This is a genomic window from Streptomyces sp. Mut1 (genome assembly GCF_030719295.1).
Lineage (GTDB): Bacteria > Actinomycetota > Actinomycetes > Streptomycetales > Streptomycetaceae > Streptomyces > Streptomyces castrisilvae.
Window position 1 is genome coordinate 4361665 of record NZ_CP120997.1, and the last position, 20288, is coordinate 4381952.

The 20288-nt window shown below is 70.8% G+C and carries 17 protein-coding genes, 1 pseudogene and 1 riboswitch; of the genes and pseudogenes, 9 read left to right on the plus strand and 9 right to left on the minus strand.

Features of this window, described 5'->3' with window-relative positions; all coding sequences use genetic code 11:
* Positions 1 to 106: 106 nt before the first annotated feature.
* On the plus strand, positions 107 to 970 hold the full coding sequence (gene otsB / locus P8A18_RS18790; RefSeq protein WP_306055995.1) for a trehalose-phosphatase: 864 nt from the start codon (positions 107 to 109) through the stop codon (positions 968 to 970).
* A gap of 1 nt (position 971) precedes the next feature.
* Here the strand turns inward: otsB and P8A18_RS18795 are convergent, their stop codons facing one another.
* Together P8A18_RS18795 and P8A18_RS18800 are read right to left on the minus strand one after the other, a co-directional pair.
* Positions 972 to 2363: an alpha,alpha-trehalose-phosphate synthase (UDP-forming) gene (locus P8A18_RS18795; RefSeq protein WP_306055996.1), complete on the minus strand. Its 1392-nt coding sequence runs from the start codon at positions 2361 to 2363 to the stop codon at positions 972 to 974.
* 64 nt (positions 2364 to 2427) lie between these two features.
* On the minus strand, positions 2428 to 3375 hold the full coding sequence (locus P8A18_RS18800; protein WP_306060993.1) for a glucosyl-3-phosphoglycerate synthase: 948 nt from the start codon (positions 3373 to 3375) through the stop codon (positions 2428 to 2430).
* A gap of 153 nt (positions 3376 to 3528) precedes the next feature.
* Positions 3529 to 3655, plus strand: a riboswitch (SAM riboswitch).
* A 17-nt stretch (positions 3656 to 3672) separates the two neighbouring features.
* Here P8A18_RS18800 and thrC point away from each other — a divergent pair.
* From thrC to groL, 4 genes are all read left to right on the plus strand, one after another.
* Positions 3673 to 4965, plus strand: coding sequence for a threonine synthase (gene thrC / locus P8A18_RS18805; RefSeq protein ID WP_306055998.1), 1293 nt, complete (start codon positions 3673 to 3675; stop codon positions 4963 to 4965).
* 43 nt (positions 4966 to 5008) lie between these two features.
* On the plus strand, positions 5009 to 5287 hold the full coding sequence (locus P8A18_RS18810) for a MoaD/ThiS family protein (protein ID WP_018553641.1): 279 nt from the start codon (positions 5009 to 5011) through the stop codon (positions 5285 to 5287).
* A 439-nt stretch (positions 5288 to 5726) separates the two neighbouring features.
* Positions 5727 to 5933 carry a cold-shock protein gene (locus P8A18_RS18815; RefSeq protein ID WP_003967346.1) on the plus strand — a complete coding sequence of 69 codons (207 nt, stop codon included), beginning with the start codon at positions 5727 to 5729 and terminating at the stop codon, positions 5931 to 5933.
* 317 nt (positions 5934 to 6250) lie between these two features.
* Complete coding sequence (groL, locus tag P8A18_RS18820) at positions 6251 to 7876, plus strand: chaperonin GroEL (protein ID WP_306056001.1); 1626 nt, start codon at positions 6251 to 6253, stop codon at positions 7874 to 7876.
* Between the two features lie 105 nt (positions 7877 to 7981).
* Here groL and P8A18_RS18825 read toward each other — a convergent pair whose 3' ends face one another.
* The 3 genes from P8A18_RS18825 to P8A18_RS18835 all read right to left on the minus strand — a co-directional run bounded on the left by P8A18_RS18825 (position 7982) and on the right by P8A18_RS18835 (position 11283).
* Positions 7982 to 9280 (minus strand): alpha/beta hydrolase family protein, encoded by a 1299-nt coding sequence (locus P8A18_RS18825; RefSeq protein ID WP_306056003.1) that lies wholly within the window; start codon positions 9278 to 9280, stop codon positions 7982 to 7984.
* Between the two features lie 152 nt (positions 9281 to 9432).
* A complete protein-coding gene (locus P8A18_RS18830) occupies positions 9433 to 10209 on the minus strand; it encodes a GNAT family N-acetyltransferase (RefSeq protein WP_306056004.1) in 777 nt (258 codons plus the stop codon).
* Positions 10210 to 10566: 357 nt separating this feature from the next.
* On the minus strand, positions 10567 to 11283 hold the full coding sequence (locus P8A18_RS18835) for a TetR/AcrR family transcriptional regulator C-terminal domain-containing protein (protein ID WP_306056005.1): 717 nt from the start codon (positions 11281 to 11283) through the stop codon (positions 10567 to 10569).
* A 111-nt stretch (positions 11284 to 11394) separates the two neighbouring features.
* Between P8A18_RS18835 and P8A18_RS18840 the strand changes: the two genes are divergently transcribed.
* From P8A18_RS18840 to P8A18_RS18855, 4 genes are all read left to right on the plus strand, one after another.
* Positions 11395 to 13074: a CocE/NonD family hydrolase gene (locus tag P8A18_RS18840; protein WP_306056006.1), complete on the plus strand. Its 1680-nt coding sequence runs from the start codon at positions 11395 to 11397 to the stop codon at positions 13072 to 13074.
* A gap of 199 nt (positions 13075 to 13273) precedes the next feature.
* A complete protein-coding gene (locus P8A18_RS18845; protein ID WP_371933691.1) occupies positions 13274 to 15316 on the plus strand; it encodes a glycosyl hydrolase family 28-related protein in 2043 nt (680 codons plus the stop codon).
* Between the two features lie 185 nt (positions 15317 to 15501).
* Positions 15502 to 16134 carry a maltokinase N-terminal cap-like domain-containing protein gene (locus P8A18_RS18850; protein ID WP_306056009.1) on the plus strand — a complete coding sequence of 211 codons (633 nt, stop codon included), beginning with the start codon at positions 15502 to 15504 and terminating at the stop codon, positions 16132 to 16134.
* Between the two features lie 993 nt (positions 16135 to 17127).
* The gene (locus tag P8A18_RS18855) at positions 17128 to 17475 is read left to right on the plus strand and encodes a hypothetical protein (RefSeq protein ID WP_306056011.1); all 348 of its coding nucleotides are present in this window, start codon (positions 17128 to 17130) and stop codon (positions 17473 to 17475) included.
* 503 nt (positions 17476 to 17978) lie between these two features.
* Here P8A18_RS18855 and P8A18_RS18860 read toward each other — a convergent pair.
* The 4 genes and pseudogenes from P8A18_RS18860 to P8A18_RS18875 form a co-directional block, all read right to left on the minus strand.
* Positions 17979 to 18527: a GNAT family N-acetyltransferase gene (locus P8A18_RS18860; protein WP_306056012.1), complete on the minus strand. Its 549-nt coding sequence runs from the start codon at positions 18525 to 18527 to the stop codon at positions 17979 to 17981.
* Between the two features lie 77 nt (positions 18528 to 18604).
* A pseudogene (locus P8A18_RS18865) lies at positions 18605 to 18796 on the minus strand (IS5/IS1182 family transposase); the annotation flags it as partial.
* A gap of 136 nt (positions 18797 to 18932) precedes the next feature.
* Positions 18933 to 19712: a hypothetical protein gene (locus tag P8A18_RS18870; RefSeq protein ID WP_306056013.1), complete on the minus strand. Its 780-nt coding sequence runs from the start codon at positions 19710 to 19712 to the stop codon at positions 18933 to 18935.
* Positions 19713 to 20000: 288 nt separating this feature from the next.
* Positions 20001 to 20267, minus strand: coding sequence for a DUF397 domain-containing protein (locus P8A18_RS18875; RefSeq protein ID WP_306056014.1), 267 nt, complete (start codon positions 20265 to 20267; stop codon positions 20001 to 20003).
* Positions 20268 to 20288 lie beyond the last annotated feature (21 nt).

Genomic DNA, 20288 nt, shown 5'->3' on the forward strand with positions numbered 1-20288 from the left:
GCCCGAAATCAAGCCCCTCCGGCGATTGAGGAGCGGGGGTACGGGGGCAGCGCCCCCGAAGGGCGTTGGGCCCGCATCCGGCGCGCCGCGCCGCTACGCTCGGCGCATGGGCAGCCATCCGCACACTCCCACCCCGACCACCCCCGCCGGCCGGGACGGCCTCGCCGCCATCCTCGCCCGCCCGGCCGAGGCCCTGATCGCGCTCGACTTCGACGGAACGCTCGCCGATATCGTCCCGGACCCGGACCAGGCCCGCGCCCACCCCGGTACCGTCGAGGCGCTGGCCGAGCTCGCCCCGCAGGTCGCGTCGGTCGCCGTGATCACGGGCCGCCCGGCCGGTGTCGCCGTGCGCCACGGCGGCTTCGCCGGGGTCGCCGGCCTGGACCACCTCGTCGTCCTCGGCCACTACGGCGCCGAGCGCTGGGACGCCGCGACCGGAACCGTGCAGACCCCCGCCCCGCCCCCCGGAGTCGCCGCCGCACGGGCCGAACTCCCCGGCGTACTGGACCGGTTCGGCTCCTGGGAAGGCACCTGGACGGAGGACAAGGGCCGGGCGCTCGCCGTACACACCCGCCGCGCGGCCGACCCGCAGGGCGCGTTCGACGCGCTGCGCGGCCCCCTCGGCGAACTGGCCGCCCGCCACGGGCTGATCGTCGAACCGGGCCGCATGGTCCTGGAGCTGCGCCCGCCCGGCATGGACAAGGGCGTGGCCCTCACCGAATACGTGCGCGAGACCGGCGCCCGTTCCGTGCTCTACGCGGGCGACGACCTGGGCGACCTCGCCGCGTACGCCGCCGTGGAGAAGCTGCGCACCGACGAGGCCGACCCGGTCCCGGGGCTCCTGCTCTGCAGCGGCAGCACCGAGGTGCGTGAACTCGCCGATCAGGCCGACCTGTTGCTGCCGGGGCCGGGGGCTGTCGTGGAGTACCTGCGGGCGCTGGCCGGCCGGCTGGCGGACCGTACCGGCTGACCTACCCCCGCCGCAGCGCCTCCAGCTGGTCCAGGAACCACTGCTGCGGCGGCAGCGCGGTGGCCGCTTCGGCCAGGCGCTGCGAGCGGGCGGCGCGGACGTCGTCCGGCATCGTCAGCGCCTCGTGGAGCGCTTCGGCGGTGGCGGAGACGTCGTACGGGTTCACCGTGATCGCGTGCTCGCCCAGCTCCTCGTAGGCGCCGGCCTCCCGGGAGAGGACCAGGGCGCAGCCCTCGTCGGAGACGACCGGGACCTCCTTGGCGACCAGGTTCATGCCGTCCCGGATCGGGTTGACGAGGGCCACGTCGGCCAGGCGGTACGCGGCGAGGGAGCGGGCGAAGTCGTCCTTGACGTGGAGGACGACCGGCGTCCAGTCCGCCGTCCCGTACGTCTTGTTGATGCCGTCGGCGACGCGCTGGACCTCGGCGGTGTAGGCGCGGTAGACGGCGAGGTCCTGGCGCGAGGGGTAGGCGAACGCGACGTGCACGACGCGCTCGCGCCACTCGGGGTGTTCGTCCAGGAGGGCGCGGTAGGCGTGCAGGCCGCGCACGATGTTCTTGGACAGCTCCGTGCGGTCGACCCGGACGACGGTCCTGCGGCCGGGGCCCACCTGCTCGCGCAGGGCGGCCATCCGCTCGTCCACGTCCGCCTCGTGCGCGCGGCGGGTCAGGAAGGCGGCGTCGGCGCCGAGCCCGTGCACCCCGATCCTGGTCCGGCCGGTGCCGCCCAGGATCTCCGTGCAGCAGCCGATGAAGGCGTCCGCCCAGCGGCGGGTCAGGAAGGCGGCGCGGTCGGCGCCCAGGATGCCGCGCAGCAGTTGTTCGGCGATGTCGTCGGGGAGCAGCCGGAAGTAGTCGACGGGCGCCCACGGGGTGTGCGAGAAGTGGCCGATGCGCAGGTCGGGGCGTAGTTCGCGGAGCATGCCGGGGACCAGGGACAGGTGGTAGTCCTGCACCAGGACGGCCGCTCCCCGGCCCGCCTCCTCGGCGAGCGCTTCGGCGAAGGACCGGTTGTACGCCTCGAAGGAGGCCCACTGCCTGCGGAACTCAGCGTCGAAGACGGGCTCGACGGGGGTCTGGTAGAGCATGTGGTGGACGAACCACAGCACCGAGTTCGCGATGCCGTTGTACGCGTCGGCGTGCGTGCCGGCGTCGATGTCGAGCATCCGGACGCCCGGCTCGCCGACCCCGCGGCGCACCGCCTCGCGGTCGCCGTCACCGAGGGCGGCGCAGACCCACATCTTGTCGTCTACGGCGCTCAGGCCGGAGACGAGCCCGCCCCCGCCCCGTTTCGCTTCGAGTGAGCCGTCCTCGCGCACCGCGTACGACACGGGGCCGCGGTTGGACGCGACGAGGACCTGGGCAGCGGGCTGGGGGGCGTGCTCGGAGACCATGGCCGGAATCTAGCCCGATCCACAACCGCCCAAACGTACGAAGTCGGACGGGGACGGGGTGTGATCAGGCCGCGCGGCGGGCCGTGTACTCCTCGATCTCCCGCATCGGCGGCCTCTCCTGCGTGTCGATCGGGTGGGTGTGCGGGACGAATCCGTGCGGTCCGCGCTCGAACTGGGTGAGCGAGGGGCGGACCAGATGGCCGCGGGAGAGCCGCACCTGCGCGGTGCGGTAGATGGCGGCCGCCATCCGGCCGAGCGCCTGGCCGTCCTGGTGGCGGTGGACGCGGACGCCGACATCGACCTGGGCGAGGGCGTCCAGGCCGACGGTGTGCAGGGCGTCGACGAGCAGGCCCAGCTCCACCCCGTAACCGACCGGGAACGGCAGCCGCTCCAGGAGCGAGCGGCGTACGGCGTACTCGCCGCCCAGCGGCTGGACGAAGCCGGCCAGCAGCGGCCAGTGCAGATTGAGCAGCGGCCGGGCCACCAGCTCGGTGACGCGGCCGCCCTGGCCCGCCACCTCGCCGAGCGGCCGGTCGTACATGGCCTTGACGAACTGCACATCGGGTTCGGTCAGCAGGGGGCCGACGATGCCGGAGACGAAGTCCGCGGAGAAGTCCTTCAGGTCCGCGTCGATGAAGCACAGGATGTCGCCGCTGGTCACCAGGAGCGAGCGCCACAGCACCTCGCCCTTGCCGGGGACGGCCGGGAGGCGGGGCAGGATCGCGTCGCGGTGGACCACCCGGGCCCCGGCACGGCGGGCGACGTCGGCGGTGGCGTCCGTGGAGCCGGAGTCGATCACCACGAGCTCGTCGACCAGCCGGACCTTCTCCATGAGCTCGCGCCGGATGGTGGCGACGATGTCCCCGACGGTCTCGGCTTCGTTGAGAGCGGGTAGAACGACGCTCACGCCCGGACCGTGCGTACCCTTCACGACGGCCTGCGCACTCGCCTGCGGGCGGTCGGCCGCCGACCAGGAACGCCTGGCCAGCCAGCGTTCGACCTCTTCGAGCACGGTCGATACTCCCTGTATGTGATCCATCTCGCGGTTCGGACGACTATCTCAACAGTCCGATGCTTCGGTTACAGTCTTGAACAACGCGTACGACCGTCGCATGCCGGGGTCCGTACGCCGACAAACGCCTGGATCCATGGTCCAGTGCCACAGCGCTCATCCAGAGGGACAGAGGGAACGGCCCGTTGAAGTCCCGGCAACCCTCCTGCCGACCGCGAGGTTCGGTGGGGAAGGTGCCAATTCCGTCTTGTGGCGAAACGCGTCACGAGGAAGATGAGGAGAAAGGGCCTCGCCATCATGGCTGTTGAGACTGTCGCAGCACACACCGAATCCACTGTGGACCTGGGTCCCGCCGCGGCGCTTTCCTGCCGCGAGTGCGGCGAGCGGTTCGCACTCGGCCCGATCTTCGCCTGCGCGTCCTGTTTCGGGCCGCTCGAAGTGGCGTACGACCTGCCGAGCGGCTCCCCCGACGAGCTGAAGAAGCGCATCGAGGCCGGTCCGGACAACATCTGGCGCTACGCGCCGCTGCTCCCGGTCCCCTCCGATGTCGCGGACAAGCCCAATCTGAACCCCGGCTTCACCAAGCTGGTCAAGGCCGACAACCTCGCCCGCGAGCTGGGTGTGACCGGCGGCCTGTACGTCAAGGACGACTCCGGCAACCCGACGCACTCCTTCAAGGACCGCGTCGTCGCGATCGCCGTCGAGGCCGCCCGCGCCTTCGGTTTCACCACCCTGTCCTGCTCCTCCACCGGCAACCTCGCCGGAGCGGTCGGCGCCGCCGCCGCCCGCGCGGGGCTGCGGTCCTGCGTGTTCATCCCGCACGACCTGGAGCAGGGCAAGGTCGTCATGGCCGCGGTGTACGGCGGTGAGCTGGTCGGCATCGAGGGCAACTACGACGACGTCAACCGGTTCTGCTCGGAGCTCATCGGCGACCCGCTCGGCGAGGGCTGGGGTTTCGTCAACGTCAACCTCCGCCCGTACTACGGCGAGGGCTCCAAGACCCTGGCGTACGAGATCTGCGAGCAGCTCGGCTGGCGGCTGCCCGACCAGATCGTCATCCCGATCGCCTCCGGCTCGCAGCTGACGAAGATCGACAAGGGGCTGCGCGAGCTGATCCGGCTCGGCCTGGTCGAGGACAAGCCGTACAAGATCTTCGGCGCCCAGGCGGAGGGCTGCTCCCCGGTCTCCGCCGCCTTCAAGGCCGGCCACGACGTGGTCCGCCCGCAGAAGCCGAACACGATCGCCAAGTCCCTGGCGATCGGCAACCCGGCCGACGGCCCGTACGTCCTGGACATCGCCCGCCGCACCGGCGGCGCCGTCGAGGACGTCGACGACGAGCAGGTCGTCGACGCGATCAAGCTGCTGGCCCGCACCGAGGGCATCTTCGCCGAGACGGCGGGCGGGGTGACGGTCGGCGTGACGAAGAAGCTGATCGAGGCCGGTCTGCTCGACCCGTCGCTCACCACCGTCGTCCTGAACACCGGGGACGGCCTCAAGACGCTGGACGCGGTCGCCGCCACCTCGCAGGCCACCGCGACGATCCGCCCGAGCCTGGACGCCTTCCGCGCGGCCGGACTCGCCACCAGCTGAGCAGCCTCCGACCCACTCCAGTCTCCAGGAAGGGCACCCGAACATGAGCGTCAAGGTCCGCATCCCCACCATCCTCCGCACCTACACGGGCGGCCAGGCCGAGGTCCCGGCCGAGGGCGCGACCCTCTCCGAGGTCATCGCCTCGCTGGAGAAGGACCACCCGGGCATCGCCGCCCGCGTGCTGGACGACCAGGGCAAGCTGCGCCGCTTCGTCAACGTGTACGTCAACGACGACGACGTCCGGTTCGAGGGCGGTCTGGACGCGGTGACCCCGGACGGCGCCGGTATCTCGATCATTCCCGCGGTCGCCGGCGGCTGCTGACGCCGGGGGCCTTTCAAGATCGGCCCCGACTTCGACGCATTAACGGAATTGCCCCCTCCGCACGAGAAGCGGAGGGGGCAATTCTGCATGGTTGAACGGGGTAGAGTGTGGGAAGTCCCCTTCGCTGCCCGTGTCACTCGCATATGAGAATGCGCCGCGCCACGACTAGAAGCAGCCAAAGTGCCTGGTCCCCTTGCGCCATAAGTCGCCTTTGCCGGGCCCGACTTGCCCCGCAATCTCGCGAGTTCCCCGTATTCGGGCGATCGGTGCCGCGCAGAATTGTCGTCCGATTGACCTGTTGCAGAGGGCAGTTGGACAGATACATTCAGCCGCGGTCGGCGCGCTCCAGCGCACACACTCTCTCCTGTCGGAGGGTGGGTTCTGACCCGGGTCCGCGAAGTGTGGGCCTGTGCAAGGGCCAGTAATAGGGGAGTTAGGCATGGCTCAGGGCACCGTCAAGTGGTTCAACGCGGAGAAGGGGTACGGCTTCATCGCGGTCGACGGTGGTGCGGATGTTTTCGTCCACTACAGCGCGATCCAGATGGACGGGTACCGCACCCTCGAAGAGGGTCAGCGAGTTGAATTCGAGATCTCGCAGGGCCAGAAGGGGCCGCAGGCGGACATGGTCAAGCTCGCCGTCGGCTGAGCCCGGCACGGCCACGACACAGTCGGCCACGACACCAGGCACGCGCGAAGGGTCCGTACCGAGAGGTACGGACCCTTCGCGCGTCCGGCCTGTCCGTCCCTGGGCCTGTCCACATGCCGACGGGTGACGCTTGCACTCTCGGGGGTCGAGTGCTAATCATTGGCTTAGCACTCTCCAGGTGAGAGTGACAGAATTTGGACCGGGCCGGTGAGGCCCGCACGCCTGGTGGGGCAAGGAACCGCCAGGCACGCAGGCCGTCCGTCGCGGGCGCCACTCGGTCCGGAGCAATCCACCCCTGTCCGGGAGGACCACTTCACATGGCCAAGATCATCGCGTTCGACGAGGAGGCCCGGCGCGGTCTTGAGCGCGGCATGAACCAGCTCGCCGACGCCGTCAAGGTCACCCTCGGCCCCAAGGGCCGCAACGTCGTCCTTGAGAAGAAGTGGGGCGCCCCCACGATCACCAACGATGGTGTTTCCATCGCCAAGGAGATCGAGCTGGAGGACCCGTACGAGAAGATCGGTGCGGAGCTGGTCAAGGAGGTCGCCAAGAAGACGGACGACGTCGCCGGCGACGGTACGACCACCGCCACCGTTCTCGCCCAGGCGCTCGTCCGCGAGGGTCTGCGCAACGTGGCCGCGGGTGCGAACCCGATGGCTCTCAAGCGGGGCATCGAGAAGGCCGTCGAGGCCGTCTCCGCCGCCCTCCTGGAGCAGGCCAAGGATGTGGAGACCAAGGAGCAGATCGCTTCGACCGCCTCCATCTCCGCCGCCGACACCCAGATCGGCGAGCTCATCGCCGAGGCCATGGACAAGGTCGGCAAGGAAGGCGTCATCACCGTCGAGGAGTCCCAGACCTTCGGTCTGGAGCTGGAGCTCACCGAGGGTATGCGCTTCGACAAGGGCTACATCTCGGCGTACTTCGCCACCGACATGGAGCGCATGGAGTCGTCCCTCGACGACCCGTACATCCTGATCGTGAACTCGAAGGTCAGCAACGTGAAGGACCTCCTTCCGCTGCTGGAGAAGGTCATGCAGTCCGGCAAGCCGCTGCTGATCATCGCCGAGGACGTCGAGGGCGAGGCCCTGTCGACCCTGGTCGTCAACAAGATCCGCGGCACCTTCAAGTCCGTCGCCGTCAAGGCCCCGGGCTTCGGCGACCGCCGCAAGGCCATGCTCGGCGACATCGCCATCCTCACCGGTGGCACGGTCATCTCCGAGGAGGTCGGCCTCAAGCTGGAGAACGCCGGGCTCGACCTGCTCGGCCGCGCCCGCAAGGTCGTCATCACCAAGGACGAGACGACGATCGTCGACGGTGCCGGTGACAGCGACCAGGTCCAGGGCCGCGTCAACCAGATCCGTGCCGAGATCGAGAACTCCGACTCGGACTACGACCGCGAGAAGCTCCAGGAGCGCCTGGCGAAGCTGGCCGGCGGCGTGGCCGTCATCAAGGCCGGTGCCGCGACCGAGGTCGAGCTCAAGGAGCGCAAGCACCGCATCGAGGACGCGGTGCGCAACGCCAAGGCCGCCGTCGAGGAGGGCATCGTCGCCGGTGGTGGCGTGGCTCTGCTCCAGGCCTCGGCCGTCTTCGAGAAGCTGGAGCTCTCGGGTGACGAGGCGACCGGCGCCAACGCCGTGAAGCTCGCCCTTGAGGCCCCGCTGAAGCAGATCGCCATCAACGGTGGTCTCGAAGGTGGCGTCGTCGTGGAGAAGGTGCGCAACCTGGCCGTCGGCCACGGTCTGAACGCCGCGACCGGCGAGTACGTCGACATGATCGCCGAGGGCATCCTCGACCCGGCGAAGGTCACGCGCTCCGCCCTCCAGAACGCCGCGTCGATCGCCGCGCTGTTCCTCACCACCGAGGCCGTCATCGCCGACAAGCCGGAGAAGGCCGCTCCGGCGGGCGCCCCGGGCGGCATGCCGGGCGGTGACATGGACTTCTGATCCTGACGGATCGGCAGTTCCTGTTCAGCTGTGCACGGCACCGGCCCCCGGGGAGAGATCCCCGGGGGCCGGTGCCGTCTGCCGTCCTCACACGCGCCGGGTCCGTCACCGGCTGAAGACCATCTCCGGGAACCGGTCGGACGGGCCGTCCAGCAGCCCGTCGTCGTGGCCGCGCAGCCGGCGGTCGAAGAACGACGTCACATACGCCCGGCTCGCGGCCGCCGCCCGGTCCGGCCGTACCGTCCCGACGGTCTCCGCCAGTCCGCCGGCGGGCTCCGCGCCTTGGCGGGCCAGCTGCGGCAGCAGCAACTGGGCGTCCGTGTACGAGGCGTGGCGTGAGCCGGTCAGCGTGACGTTCGCCTTCCAGCCGCGGGTGTTGCGCCAGAAGGCCGCCCAGGACGGCTGCTTCCGGTAGTCGCCCGAGCCCTCGCCGTCCGTACCCATGAGCAGCAGCGGCCGGTCAAGACCGTCCCGCGCCACCGTGCTCAGCCGGCTGCCGTCCGGCTCCCCGCCGACGTAGTCCATCTGCCCGTCCATGTTGACGCCGGCCAGGACGCGCGGGTCGTCGTGCATCGTCTGGGCCGCGGTGAAGCCGCCCGCGGAGTGGCCGAACATCCCGGTCCGGCCCGGATCGAGTACGCCTCCGAACAGCGTCCGGTTCAGCCCCGGCAGCCGGTCGAGCACGAACCGGGTGTCGGCGACCCGTACGGCCACGACCTTGCGCAGCAGGGCGCTGACCGCGTCCGGGTCGGTGGGCGGGGCGCCGTCGAAGATCCGCATGGTGGCGAGACGGCCGCCGGGGAACTCCACCTCGGTGGCCTCGTAGGTGTGGTCGACGGTGACGACCGCGTACCCGTGACTGGCGAGGTCGTCCACCAGTGCCGTGTTCCAGGTGCGGGGGTCGCCGAGCCCGGCGGAGTACAGGACGACGGGCAGCCGCCCGGCGCGCGGGTCGACGGGCGCGTCCCGGTGGGCATGGCCGACCGTGGCCGCCCAGTCCGCCGACCCGGGGGCCATGCCCAGGTTCATCGCGGCGGCCCCCTCGGGTCCCCCGAAGTGGGCGGCCGCCGCGGCGGTCATGTGGGGCACCCGGCGCCCGGCCCGGCCGGGGGCGGCGGGGTAGTGGACGCTGACCATGAGCTCCCGGTACGGCGACGCGTCCGGCGCCCACGGCTCGGGCCGGGTGCGGTCGACGAGCCGGAGGGCGGTGCACCCGACGTCGTACGGGCCGGTGGGGCGCGGCAGCCGGGCGGTGGGCGCGCCCTTCGCGGACGGGGCGCCCGCGCCCCGGCGGCCGGCCGCCGCCGACGGTACGGCGGAGGTGGCCAGCAGGGCGGAGGCGGCGAGCCCGGTGACGAGCACCTGCCGGCGGTCGTGGATACGCGTACGCGGGACTGCGGTCACCTGGAACTCCCCGGTTCGGGCGGCATCGCACACGGACGGCGTGTGCGGCGGACGGCCCTCACGATGCCCGCCCGGTGCCGGAGAGCGCGTGATACCGGGGTGCTCATCGTGCCGGGCGGGTCCTGGCACCTGGGTATGACACGCGGCGCCTCTCAGGGGAGCCGTCGGGCCGTCCGGTGCCGTACCCAGACGTTCGGCTCGGCGTAGACCGCCAGGTCGTGCGCGAGATCGCACCGCACCGGGACGAGGGCGCCCGGCACTTCGGTGTCGCCGTCGCGGTCGAAGGGCAGGCCCGTCCACTCCCGCCACTGCGCGAGCGAACCGGTGACCGTCATCGACGCCGGGGCGACCTTCTCGATCGTGCCGCCGGACCTGACGTGCGCCCTCAGCCACGGGTCCTCCGGCAGCCCGTCGTCGCGCCGGCGGCCGATGTACGCGGCCATCGGGACGTGCGGATGCAGATGCTTGGCCGTGGGGCGGACCGGAGCGAACAGCGCGTCATGTCCCTGCTGGGCGGCGGCGTTCCGCAGCGCCTCCAGCATCCGGTACGAGAGGCCGCGCCCGAGGTACGCCCGGTCCACGACGATCTCCAGCGCGCTCGCCGCCGACACCGCCCGCCCGTCCCAGTGGTCCAGGAACGCCCAGCTCAGCACCCGGTCCCAGCCCTGGTCGGGGGTTGTCTCGCGGCCCTCGGCCGTGCCGTCGAAGGGCACGGCGAGCCCGCGCGCAACCACCCGGTCGCCGTCGGTCGCCACCACGCAGTACGCGGGGAACTCACCCGGCACCCGGCCCACCAGGGCGTTGCCGACCAGGTCGTGCGGGACGAAGGGCGGCCAGGTGTTGTCGATCTCGTATATCCGGGTGATCAGGGCGGGCCGCTCGGAGAGCGGGGTGATCAGGATGGCGTCGTCGTGTGCGGTGGGGTCCATGATCCGGACTGTTCCACAGGCGTCGGGCGGGGCGCGAGGCGTTTCCCGCGCGGTCGCGGGGTGGGGTCCGAGGTGGTTCGGCCCGCCTGTTCCCCGCGCGGCCGGAGGGCGGGTGGCGGGGGTTTCCTGTCTGTCCGCCGGGCCGGACGGGGGTTTCTTGTCTGGTCGCCGGGCCGGACGGGGGTTTTTCGTCTGGCCCGCCGGGCCGGACGGGGGTTCCCCCTCTGGCCGCCGGGCCGGAAAGGGGGTTCTCGTCCGGCCCGGCGGGCCGGGGCCGAGGCGGTTTCCGGCGCCCGGTCAGCCCGCGCGGCGGTTTCCGGTGCCCGGTCAGTCCGCGAGGCGGTTTCCGGCGCCCGGTCAGCCCGCGTCGAGGCCGTCGACGAGGCGGCTCAGGAAGCGTTCGAACGTGGCGTCGGGGGTGCCGGGCCGTCCGGCCGACGCGAGGGCGCGGGCCAGCTCCGGGTGGTGGCCGTCGGCGGCGACCTCGGCGAGGTAGAGCGCCTCGGCGGCGGCGCGGCCGGGCGCCTGCTCGGCTCTGGCCCGGCTCACCTCGTACGCCGTGTGGCCCGCCACGAACGCGGTGAGCTGGGCGAAGACCTCCAGCCGGGCGGCCCCGTCGAGCCCGCTGGGGCGCAGGGCGGTCAGGGCGTGTTCGAGAAAGGCGAGGGTGTGGGGGCCGAGGGTGCGGCGCTCCTGCACGGCGGCGGGCAGCCAGGGGTGGCGGAGCATGTGGGTGCGCTGGAGGCGGCCGATGGTCTTGAGGTCGGTGCGCCAGTCGCCGGTGAGCGGGTCGCTGGTGGGCAGCTCGCCGGAGACGCGGTCGATCATCAGGTCGAGCAGCGTCTCCTTGTCGGGGGCGTAGCTGTACAGCGACATGACGCCCGCGCCCACCTCGGCGGCGACCCGGCGCATGGTGACCGCGTCGAGCCCCTCGGCGTCCGCGACGGCGACCGCCGCCGCCGTGATCGCGTCGCGGCTGAAGGCGGGCCTGCGCCCCCGGCGGGGCCGGTCCGGCGCCGACCACAGTTCGCGCGGGTCGACGCCGCCCGCGCCGGGCCCGTCGGTGCGGGTCACGGTCTCATCCCCTCTCACCTGGGTTGCTCCACCGTCCCATCCAAGCATCCACTATTCTCGTACTGTGTACGAGAATGCTCGCCCGAGCATGATGCCCGAGGGAGGCGCACGATGACACGACCCACGCCCGAAGCCCGCCCGAGGTCCGCCCGGAAGCCGCCGGCCGGGAAACCGCCGCTCGCCTCCCGGCTGATGCGGTCCACCTGGCGCGGCCTGCCGGCCGCCCGTCACGAGGTGGGGGTCGAGCGGGGCCTGACCGTGCCCGCCGCCGACGGCAGCCCGCTGGTCACCGACCACTACTTCCCGCGCGCCGAGGGCGACTTCCCCACCCTCCTGGTGCGCTCGCCCTACGGGCGGGGCGTGCCGTGGTCCCCGCAGTACGGGATGCTCTTCGCCGAACAGGGCTTCCACGTCGTCCTCCAGAGCTGCCGGGGCACCGGCGGCTCGGGCGGCGACTTCCACTTCTGGCGCAACGAGGCCCCCGACGGCCGGGCCACCGTCGACTGGCTGCGCGAACAGCCCTGGTTCGACGGGAGCCTGGGCACGGTCGGCCCCAGCTACCTCGGCTACGTCCAGTGGGCTCTGGCCCTCGAACCGCCGCCGGAGCTGAAGGCCATGGTGGTCCAGGTGGGGCTGCACGACCCGTACGCCCTCTTCCACACCGACGGCGTCCTCCATCTGGAGACCGCGCTCGCCGTGGGCTCGGGCATGACGTACCAGCACCGGGGCATGGGCCCGTTCCTCCGGGCGACCCTGCGCCTCCAGCGCCGGATGCGCTCCGTCGTCACCGCGCGCCCGTCGCGCGGGGCGTACGCGGACGCGCTCGGCGGTGAAGTGCCCTGGCTGGACGGGGTGATGGACCATCCCGACCCCGACGACCCGCACTGGGACGGCGCGTCCCTCGCCGGCGCGGCGGACCGGGCGGCCGTCCCCACCGTGCTGATCACCGGATGGCACGACGTCCTCGCCGGCCAGACCTTCGAGCAGTACGGCCGGCTGCGCCGGGCGGGCGCCGACGCCACGCTGCTCGTCGGCCCGTGGACCCACACCTCGGCGCTCCAGAAGGGCTGGCCCGAGGTGTTCGCCGAATCCCTCGCCTGGCTCCGCGCCCACCTGTGCGCCGACCCCTCCGGCCTGCGCCCCACCCCCGTACGCGTACACCTGGGCGGTACGGAGCCGGCCGTACGGGACCTCGAAGCGTGGCCGCCGGCCGGGGCGGCCACCGCCTCGTGGTTCCCGGCCCCCGACGGCCACCTCACCGCCGAGCCGCCCACGGACGCGGCGCCCCTGGCATCCTTCCGCCATGACCCGGCCGGCCCGACGCCTTCCGTGGGCGGCCCCCTCCTCTCCCGTACCGCCGGAGCGCGCGACAACGGCGCCCTGGAGGCCCGCGAGGACGTCCTGACGTTCACCGGGCCGGTCCTCACCGAACCCCTCACCGTCCTCGGCCCGGTCTCCGCCCGGATCAGCGCGTCCACGGACACCGGCCACGGGGACGTGTTCACCCGGCTGTGCGACGTGGACCCCGAGGGGCGCTCCACCAACGTCTGCGACGGCCTCGCCCAGCTGCGCACCACGGGCCCGGACCCGGTCCGCGTGACTGTCCCGATGGGCCACACCGCCTACCGCTTCGGCATCGGCCACCGCGTCCGCTGGCAGATCAGCGGCGGCGCCCACCCGCGCTTCGCGCCCAACCCGGGCACGGGGGCGTCCCGGACCGACGCCACGGAGTACGTACCGGTACGCGTCACGGTCCACGCGGACTCGGAGCTGATGCTTCCGGTGGAGTGAGATCGTCCTGCCTTGCGCGAGGTTACGCAAAAAAATGACGAACCAACGCACTACTACGCCAGGAAGTTGGAAACTGATCGCAGGAGTCTTGTGAACGGGGAGCTGGGCGCCCTACTGTCACCTCACTCATGACGGCGGCGACTCCCCACGCGCGCACGGCCGTTGACCCCCCGAGAGAAACGGGCACGCGATGTCACGGATGACCACCGACGCTTCGGTGAGGGCGCGAAGACCGCGCAGGACAGGGCTGTACGCGACCGCCGTCGCCTCGGTGACCGCGGCGGCCGTGGGGCTCGGGGTGCTCGCCGGTACGCCCGCGCTCGCCGGCCCGCGCAGCGCCGCCCCGGTCGTCACCCGGGCCGCCCTCGATCCGGCGCTGGTCGCGGGGAAGGGCGCCAAGGTGGCCTTCGCCGAGCAGGAGGCCGAGAACGCGGTGACCAACGGCACGGTCATCGGCCCCGACCGCGACGCGTACACGCTGCCCTCGGAGGCGTCGGGCCGTAAGGCGGTGAGCCTGGCGCCGGGGCAGCACGTCGAGTTCACGCTGCCCGCCCCGGCCAACGCGATCACCGTGCGCTACAGCATCCCGGACGCGCCGGGCGGCGGCGGGATCACCGCACCGCTGGACGTCGCGGTGAACGGTACGAAGCGCTCCACCATGACGCTGACCTCGCAGTACTCCTGGCTGTACAACCAGTACCCGTTCTCCAACGACCCCGGCGCCGGGCTCCTCCACCCGGACTGGTGGATCACCGAGTGCTCCTGCGTGCCCGCCGAGACGACCCCCGCCCCGGTCATCGACAAGCCGTACCGGCCCAGCCACTTCTACGACGAGCAGCGCCTCCTGCTCGGCCGGACCTACCGCGCGGGCGACACCGTGCGGCTGACGGTGCCGGCCGGCAGCCGGGCCGGGTCGACGGTCATCGACCTGCTCGACTCGGAGCGGGTCGGCCTCCCGCACGTGGAGCTGCTCGCCGCCAACGTATGGGCGTTCGGAGCCGATCCGACCGGCCGGCGGGACGCGGCGGACGCGATCGACAAGGCCATCGCGTTCGCCCGGCGCACGCACCTCAAGGTGTACATCCCGCCGGGGACGTACCGGGTCGACCGCCACATCGTCGTGGACGACGTCACCATCGTCGGCGCGGGCAACTGGTACACGAAGATCAAGGGCCGCGAGGTCGCGCTCGACAAGCCCGCCGCCGACGGCTCGGTGCACACGGGCGTCGGCTTCTACGGGAAGTCCGCGGCCGAGGGCGGCAGCCGCAACGTCCACCTGTCCGGCTTCGCCATCGAGGGCGACGTACGCGAACGCGTCGACACCGACCAGGTCAACGCCATCGGCGGTGCGATGAGCGACTCCACCATCAAGGGCCTGCACATCAGCCACACCAAGGTCGGCATGTGGTTCGACGGCCCGATGAAGAACCTGCGGATCTCCGACAGCATCATCGTCGACCAGATCGCTGACGCCATCAACTTCCACACGGGCGTGACCGATTCGAGCGTCACGGACACCTTCGTACGCAACTCCGGCGACGACGGCCTCGCGATGTGGGCCGAGAAGACGACGAACGCCCGCAACACCTTCTCCCACAACACCGTCCAGACCCCGGTCCTGGCCAACGGCATCGCGATCTACGGGGGCACCGACACCACCGTCTCGGACAACCTCGTCGCCGACCCGGTCCGCGAGGGCAGCGCCCTGCACATCGGCGCCCGCTTCGGCGCCGAACCCTTCGCCGGGAAGCTGGACGTCAAGGGCAACACGACGGTCCGCGCCGGTACGTACGAACTCAACTGGAACATCGGCCTCGGCGCCCTGTGGGTCTTCGCCCTGGACCGCAGCATCGACGGAGCCGACATCCGGGTCACCGGCAACGACTTCCTCGACAGCACCTACAACGCGGTCATGCTGGTCTCCGACTGGGCGGTGAAGGACCAGTACGTGATCGAGAACATCCACTTCAAGGACATCCGGGTGGACGGCACCGGCACCTCGGTGCTGAGCGCCCGCGCGGCGGGCGGCGCGACCTTCGAGAACGTGGACGCGCGCAACGTCGGCGCGGTGGGCGTCAACAACTGCGGCTCGTTCAACTTCCCCGCCACCGGTTCGGAGTTCACCCTCACGGACCTGGGCGGCAACGACGGCGACTGGCTCGCCCCCTGGCTGCTGCCCAACACGATCACCTGCGACGACCGCCCGGAGGTGGTACCGCCTCCGGCACCGGGCGCGTGGTGACCGTTTCCTGACGGCCCGAAGGCCGAGGGGGCGGCTAGGGCCTGTCCGGCGGATCTTCGCGGGCCCGCGAAGATCCGCCGGACAGGCCCTGGTTGCATACGCTCAGCACAGCGCGCGGGTCCGGCGACGGCCCCGCGCGCCAGGCAAACCAGCCGCCCACTCGACGCACGGGAGAGATCTCCGGTATGGCCGTCATCCACCGCACCACTCTGTCGCCGACCAAGCTCGAACTGCTCACCCCCTGGCTCCCGACCCGCCCCTGGTACGCGGGCCCCACGCACCCGGTCCTGTCGAGGTCGGGCGGCTTCCGGCTGGACGACCCGCAGGGCGAGGTGGGCATGGAGCTCATGGTCGCCACCGACACCTCGGGCGCCGAGCCGGTGGCGTACTTCGTGCCCCTCACCTACCGGGGCGCCCCGCTCGACGGCGCGGAGGACGCGTTGGTCGGCACCACGGAGCACGGCGTGCTGGGGAAGCGCTGGGTGTACGACGGCGGCCACGACCCGGTCCTGGCCGAACAGCTCTTCGCCCTCCTCGCCGGCCGCGCGGAGCCCCAGGCCCAGAGCGAGACCGACACCCCGGACCCGACGATCACCTACTCCCGCACCATCCCGAACGTCCTGTCCGGCCCCTTCACGGCTGCCGACGACGAGGCGGGCACGGACATCGCCGCCAAGGGCGCGACCCTCCACCTGAACCGCGTCCTGCGCCCCGCCGACGCTCCGCCGGAGGGCGCGACGGGCCACATCGCGGGCCCCTGGCGCACGCCGGAGGACACGGAGGCGCGGGGGGTGTTCGCGGTGCTGCGGGGGGCGTAACTGCCTGGAGGCCGAAGCTGACCGGTCGGCGCTGCCCGGGGGGACGACCCACTCGGCGGGCCGGCCGGTTGGCGCCAGACCGCCTCAAACTCAGCTGGGGGTACGTCAGAATGGATACCTTGCAGCGGGGCTGCCGCCGAGGGAGCGGGGGGACTGTGGAGCAGGTGGACATGCTCAGGTACGGAGCTCATGGCGGCCTATTTATCTCCGGGTCAACGATGTTCCGGTATGTGTAGAGCGAGCAGATCTGGCCCTGGCATGCACCGGGCGTGACATTCAAGATCTGGATCACCATCGAGATCCCTCCTGACGGTTTAGAAGTCGTCTCATTTGGCTGCCTGCCGCCGCAGGCTCCTCCGCTGATTACCGTTTCGCGATGTTGCTTCAGGATTCATGTCCCGTGACTTCTCTCGTCCGGATGTGCTCTTGAGGCGGCTCCGGGGACTCCTCCGCCACACCCACGCCGCCAAAGCTCGGGTACGGCATCGAGGGCTCCCCTTCGCCGTGCAAGACCACGAATGATCATTCTGCCTCGCGAATCCCGGAGTCGCAGTCACCCGTTGCCGCAGGGACGTTCGGCACCGAGTTGGGCTTCGCGCCGGCACTCGCGACAGTCCGGCAAGCCACTCAGTACCTGTTTCCGGAGCCCTGGCCGTAGTTTGCCTGGCTCAGGAATCGGAGCCCTACTTCAGCGATCTCGCCACGGATATCCCAGCTGCTTCAGGGCTTCTATGTGCGAAGTGGCCCCCGGGGCGGTATTCGCGTGCAATCGGCATGTTTGCGTGTCCGCGGGGGTGACTGATCGTTCTCACATCGCAGTCCCTGTGAGATGACCTCACCTTCTTCGACTCCTCTGGAGGAACCATGACGTCCATGCAATGGGCGACGAGGGCTTGGCGGCCCGTGAACCGGTTCGTGCTCTGCGCAGCGGCAGCGGCGGCGGTCGCGCTGAGTGGAATCAGCCCGGCTGCTGCCGCGTCAGAGGACGTCCGAGTGACGTACGAGAGCGCCATCAGCACCAATAGCGGCAACTCGTACGACGTGGAGATTACGGCTACGGTCACCCGGGTCGGCGATCGCTATGAGCTGAAGGGCAAAGTGAAGGCGAAGTGCTTCCACTCGTCGGGGCCGGACCAGAAATGGGGTCTGGCTTTCGGGTCCAGTGCAGAAAGCTGGCGGTATGCGGAGGGCGCCTGCGGCGATCGAACGTGGCGGTACGAGGACATCAACGTGACCGGTCCTCTGCGCCCGGACGGGCGTGTCTACCTGCAAGCTGGTGCTTACGGTGGAAACGGGCTCGGCAGTTGGGGCTGGGGAACCCAGCGGAGCGTCTGGGTGTGACCGCGGTCGTCTCAGCGCGACGGTGAGCGGGGGCGCCCTGCACGGCGACGCCACGCGAAACAGACGGCCGCCGGCTTCGTGCGCGGTACCTCGCACGCTACGGGACAGCGATCGTCTGCCTCGTGTTGTGGTCACTGCCAAACCTGCCGGACGGATCACGGCAATGTCTGCTTGACAGCAACGGCCCCTTCGGAAGATTGCCGACGGGGCCGTTACTGCAGGCCCGCTAAGGGCTGTCCCGCCAGGAATTGCGGGACAGCCCTTAGCTAGTGCGCGGCAGGCAACGTTCGCCCTGTCGACCACCTCGCGGAGGCGTTCGTCGGCGGCGAACAGGTACCGGACTCTGTGCGGGCGGGTGTAGGCCGCCCGCCGACGCGGCCTCGGCTTTCGGCCGGGTCCTTGTGCCGTCCGCCACGCTCGGTCCTATGCCGTCCGGGGTGAGGCTGGAGGTTGAACGGGCCGAACTCCCCAAGGCAGAGAATGACTTCGGGGCGTTCGCGTCACTATGCGTTGGGGTCACGGAGGCCGACTGCGTCATGCCGCCAGAACGGCTCTGTATAGACCAGCGTCCCCGTCATCCATGGCTCATACCCCGGGAGCCTGATGGCCTGGAAGGCACCGTCCGGGATACGCAGGGATGGCTTTCGGAAGCCGAGGTCACCACCGGCCGCGAAGCCGAAACGCGAGTAATAGCCAGGATCGCCCTCCAGGAAGACGACGGGAACAGCTCGCTCGGCGAGGACCCCCAGTCCGTGTCGGACCAGGGCCGAGCCGATACCGCGCTTATGGAGCTCAGGCATCACGGCCAACGGACTGAGGACTTGCACTTCGACCAGCCGCCGCGGGGCATCGAGCAGACTGCGGGTGAACATGACGTGGCCGACGACCTGCCTGTCGCGCTCGGCGACCAGCGAGAGACCGCCCTCGGGCATGATGGTGTCCCGCAGGGTATCGATCAGGTCGGCCACGACAAGGCCATGGTCACCAAACGCCTGCAGGTGAACATCCCGCACGGCCTGTCTGTCGCTCGGAAGTTCTTCGCGAAGATCCATACCCGGAGGGTAAAGACCTCTCCGGGCCGCGCGCACGCAGTTTTGGAGCCGGAAGGACACGCGGTCAGTGAGCGTTTTCAGCGTTGTGTCTCCAGGGTGAGGAGGGCTCTGGTGATGTCGCTCATGCGGTTGGGGCTGATGCGGGATCTGCGGAGGATCTGCCAGGGTTCCAGTCGTGCCTTACCTCGCTCGACGGGTGCACGGGCTGCGGACAGGGTCCGGTTCGCGGTCTGCTCGGTGGGTGTGGGTTCGCCGCCCGGTGCGCGGCGCTTGGCAAGTGGTGACCTGGTTGCCGGCACCGATCCGTCGCGCACTCCGACCCCGCACCGCCCCGTCACCCGATCAGCGGCCACGCTGAAATAGCCCACTGACCTCAAGGTGTGGAGCGAGTGGTTCCGGGGTCCGTCAGGGCTTGGGGTGGAGACCGGATCGTACGGCTTGGGCGTGGGCGCGGACCTTTTGGGCGGGGAGGGTGGGTTCCTGGTGGGTGGGGGTGCCTCGGCAGGTGCGGCATTTGCCGCCGGGTAGGGCTTCGAGGGTGCCGGGGGCTCGGCATTCGCTGCATTCGAGGGAGCGCAGGACGGTGTGGGGTTCGCGGGCTGGGGGCAGTTTGGTCTGGAGGCGTGTGGCGATGAGGGCGGCCGGGTGGTGGATGCGGTCGGGGAGGCCTGCGGTCAGGGCGTGTGTGATCTCGGCTTCGGTGGCGCCCCGGGTCAGCCATTCCGTCATCTGTGGTTCCAGGGTTACGCAGTCGCGGTGGGAGAGTGTGAGGGCGGGGGCGGTGCGGCCGAGTGCGGCGAGCAGGATGAACGCGCGGGAGCGGGTGGTGCGTTGGGTTTCTGTTGGTACGTCGCCTCGGCTGAAGGCGGCCCACCAGGTGTCGTCGCGGGCGGTGCGGGAGAAGAATGTCCGGGTCACCCAGATCAGGTTTTCGCCGCTGGCGACGCATTCGCTGCCCCGGCGCAGGTGGCCCTCTTCCTGGAGGCGGTTGAGGGTGGTGCGGATCGCGCACTGTCCGTACGGGAGGGCTTTGGCGAGGGTCTTCACGGAGATGTCGGCGCCGTCGCGCAGTGAGTCGATGTACGAGGCGATGGCGGCGTCGCGGGGGACGAGGTGGGTGAAGTCGGCGCTGGTACGGGGGCGCTGGTCCGGCGCGGAGCGCTTGCCGTAACCGGGGTTGGCCATCGGGTGGTCGGGCGCGGAGGCACCACTAAACTGGCTGGCAGCCATCTGATCGGTACTCCATTGCTTTCGATCGAGGTGGTCAGGCCCTTGGCGGTGCTCAAACACCGGCAGGGGCCGTCTTGGTCTGTGTCCTCGCTGAAGCTAGATCGTGACTACGGCCGGTCGCAACTCGAACGCGAAAAGTGAACCCTTGCGGGTCACGAGGGTGGGTGGGTGGGTACAGGCCCTCCCCACCATTCCGCTGAAAGAGCGCTCGGGGCTCGGAGCTTGAGCCCCGAGCCGGGGTGTTCAGCCGTGCTTGAGGTCGGTGACGAAGGGGTGCCAGGCGGTCGTGTGGAAGACGATGGCCGGGCCGTTGGGCACCTTGGAGTCGCGGACGGGGACGATGTCGGGGTTGCCGTCGAGGACTTCGAGGCAGTCTCCGCCGCTCGGTCCGCTGTACGAGGACTTGCGCCAGGTAGCGATCTCCACGCAGTTGCCGCCGCTGGCGCCGCTGTAGCTGGACTTGTGCCAGGTGGCCGTGGACAGGTCGTAGTCAGAACCGCTGCGCTTCATGCTTGTAATCCTCCGCCACCG

What these genes read in the sequence shown, in the direction of transcription:
- P8A18_RS18870 (WP_306056013.1), bottom strand. Translation starts at nt 19,712, where the DNA reads ATGGCCAACCCCGGTTACGGCAAGCGCTCCGCGCCGGACCAGCGCCCC.
- thrC (WP_306055998.1), top strand. Translation starts at nt 3,673, where the DNA reads ATGGCTGTTGAGACTGTCGCAGCACACACCGAATCCACTGTGGACCTG.
- groL (WP_306056001.1), top strand. Translation starts at nt 6,251, where the DNA reads ATGGCCAAGATCATCGCGTTCGACGAGGAGGCCCGGCGCGGTCTTGAG.
- P8A18_RS18860 (WP_306056012.1), bottom strand. Translation starts at nt 18,527, where the DNA reads ATGGATCTTCGCGAAGAACTTCCGAGCGACAGACAGGCCGTGCGGGAT.
- P8A18_RS18810 (WP_018553641.1), top strand. Translation starts at nt 5,009, where the DNA reads ATGAGCGTCAAGGTCCGCATCCCCACCATCCTCCGCACCTACACGGGC.
- P8A18_RS18840 (WP_306056006.1), top strand. Translation starts at nt 11,395, where the DNA reads ATGACACGACCCACGCCCGAAGCCCGCCCGAGGTCCGCCCGGAAGCCG.
- P8A18_RS18830 (WP_306056004.1), bottom strand. Translation starts at nt 10,209, where the DNA reads ATGGACCCCACCGCACACGACGACGCCATCCTGATCACCCCGCTCTCC.
- P8A18_RS18875 (WP_306056014.1), bottom strand. Translation starts at nt 20,267, where the DNA reads ATGAAGCGCAGCGGTTCTGACTACGACCTGTCCACGGCCACCTGGCAC.
- P8A18_RS18815 (WP_003967346.1), top strand. Translation starts at nt 5,727, where the DNA reads ATGGCTCAGGGCACCGTCAAGTGGTTCAACGCGGAGAAGGGGTACGGC.
- P8A18_RS18850 (WP_306056009.1), top strand. Translation starts at nt 15,502, where the DNA reads ATGGCCGTCATCCACCGCACCACTCTGTCGCCGACCAAGCTCGAACTG.
- otsB (WP_306055995.1), top strand. Translation starts at nt 107, where the DNA reads ATGGGCAGCCATCCGCACACTCCCACCCCGACCACCCCCGCCGGCCGG.
- P8A18_RS18795 (WP_306055996.1), bottom strand. Translation starts at nt 2,363, where the DNA reads ATGGTCTCCGAGCACGCCCCCCAGCCCGCTGCCCAGGTCCTCGTCGCG.
- P8A18_RS18845 (WP_371933691.1), top strand. Translation starts at nt 13,274, where the DNA reads ATGACCACCGACGCTTCGGTGAGGGCGCGAAGACCGCGCAGGACAGGG.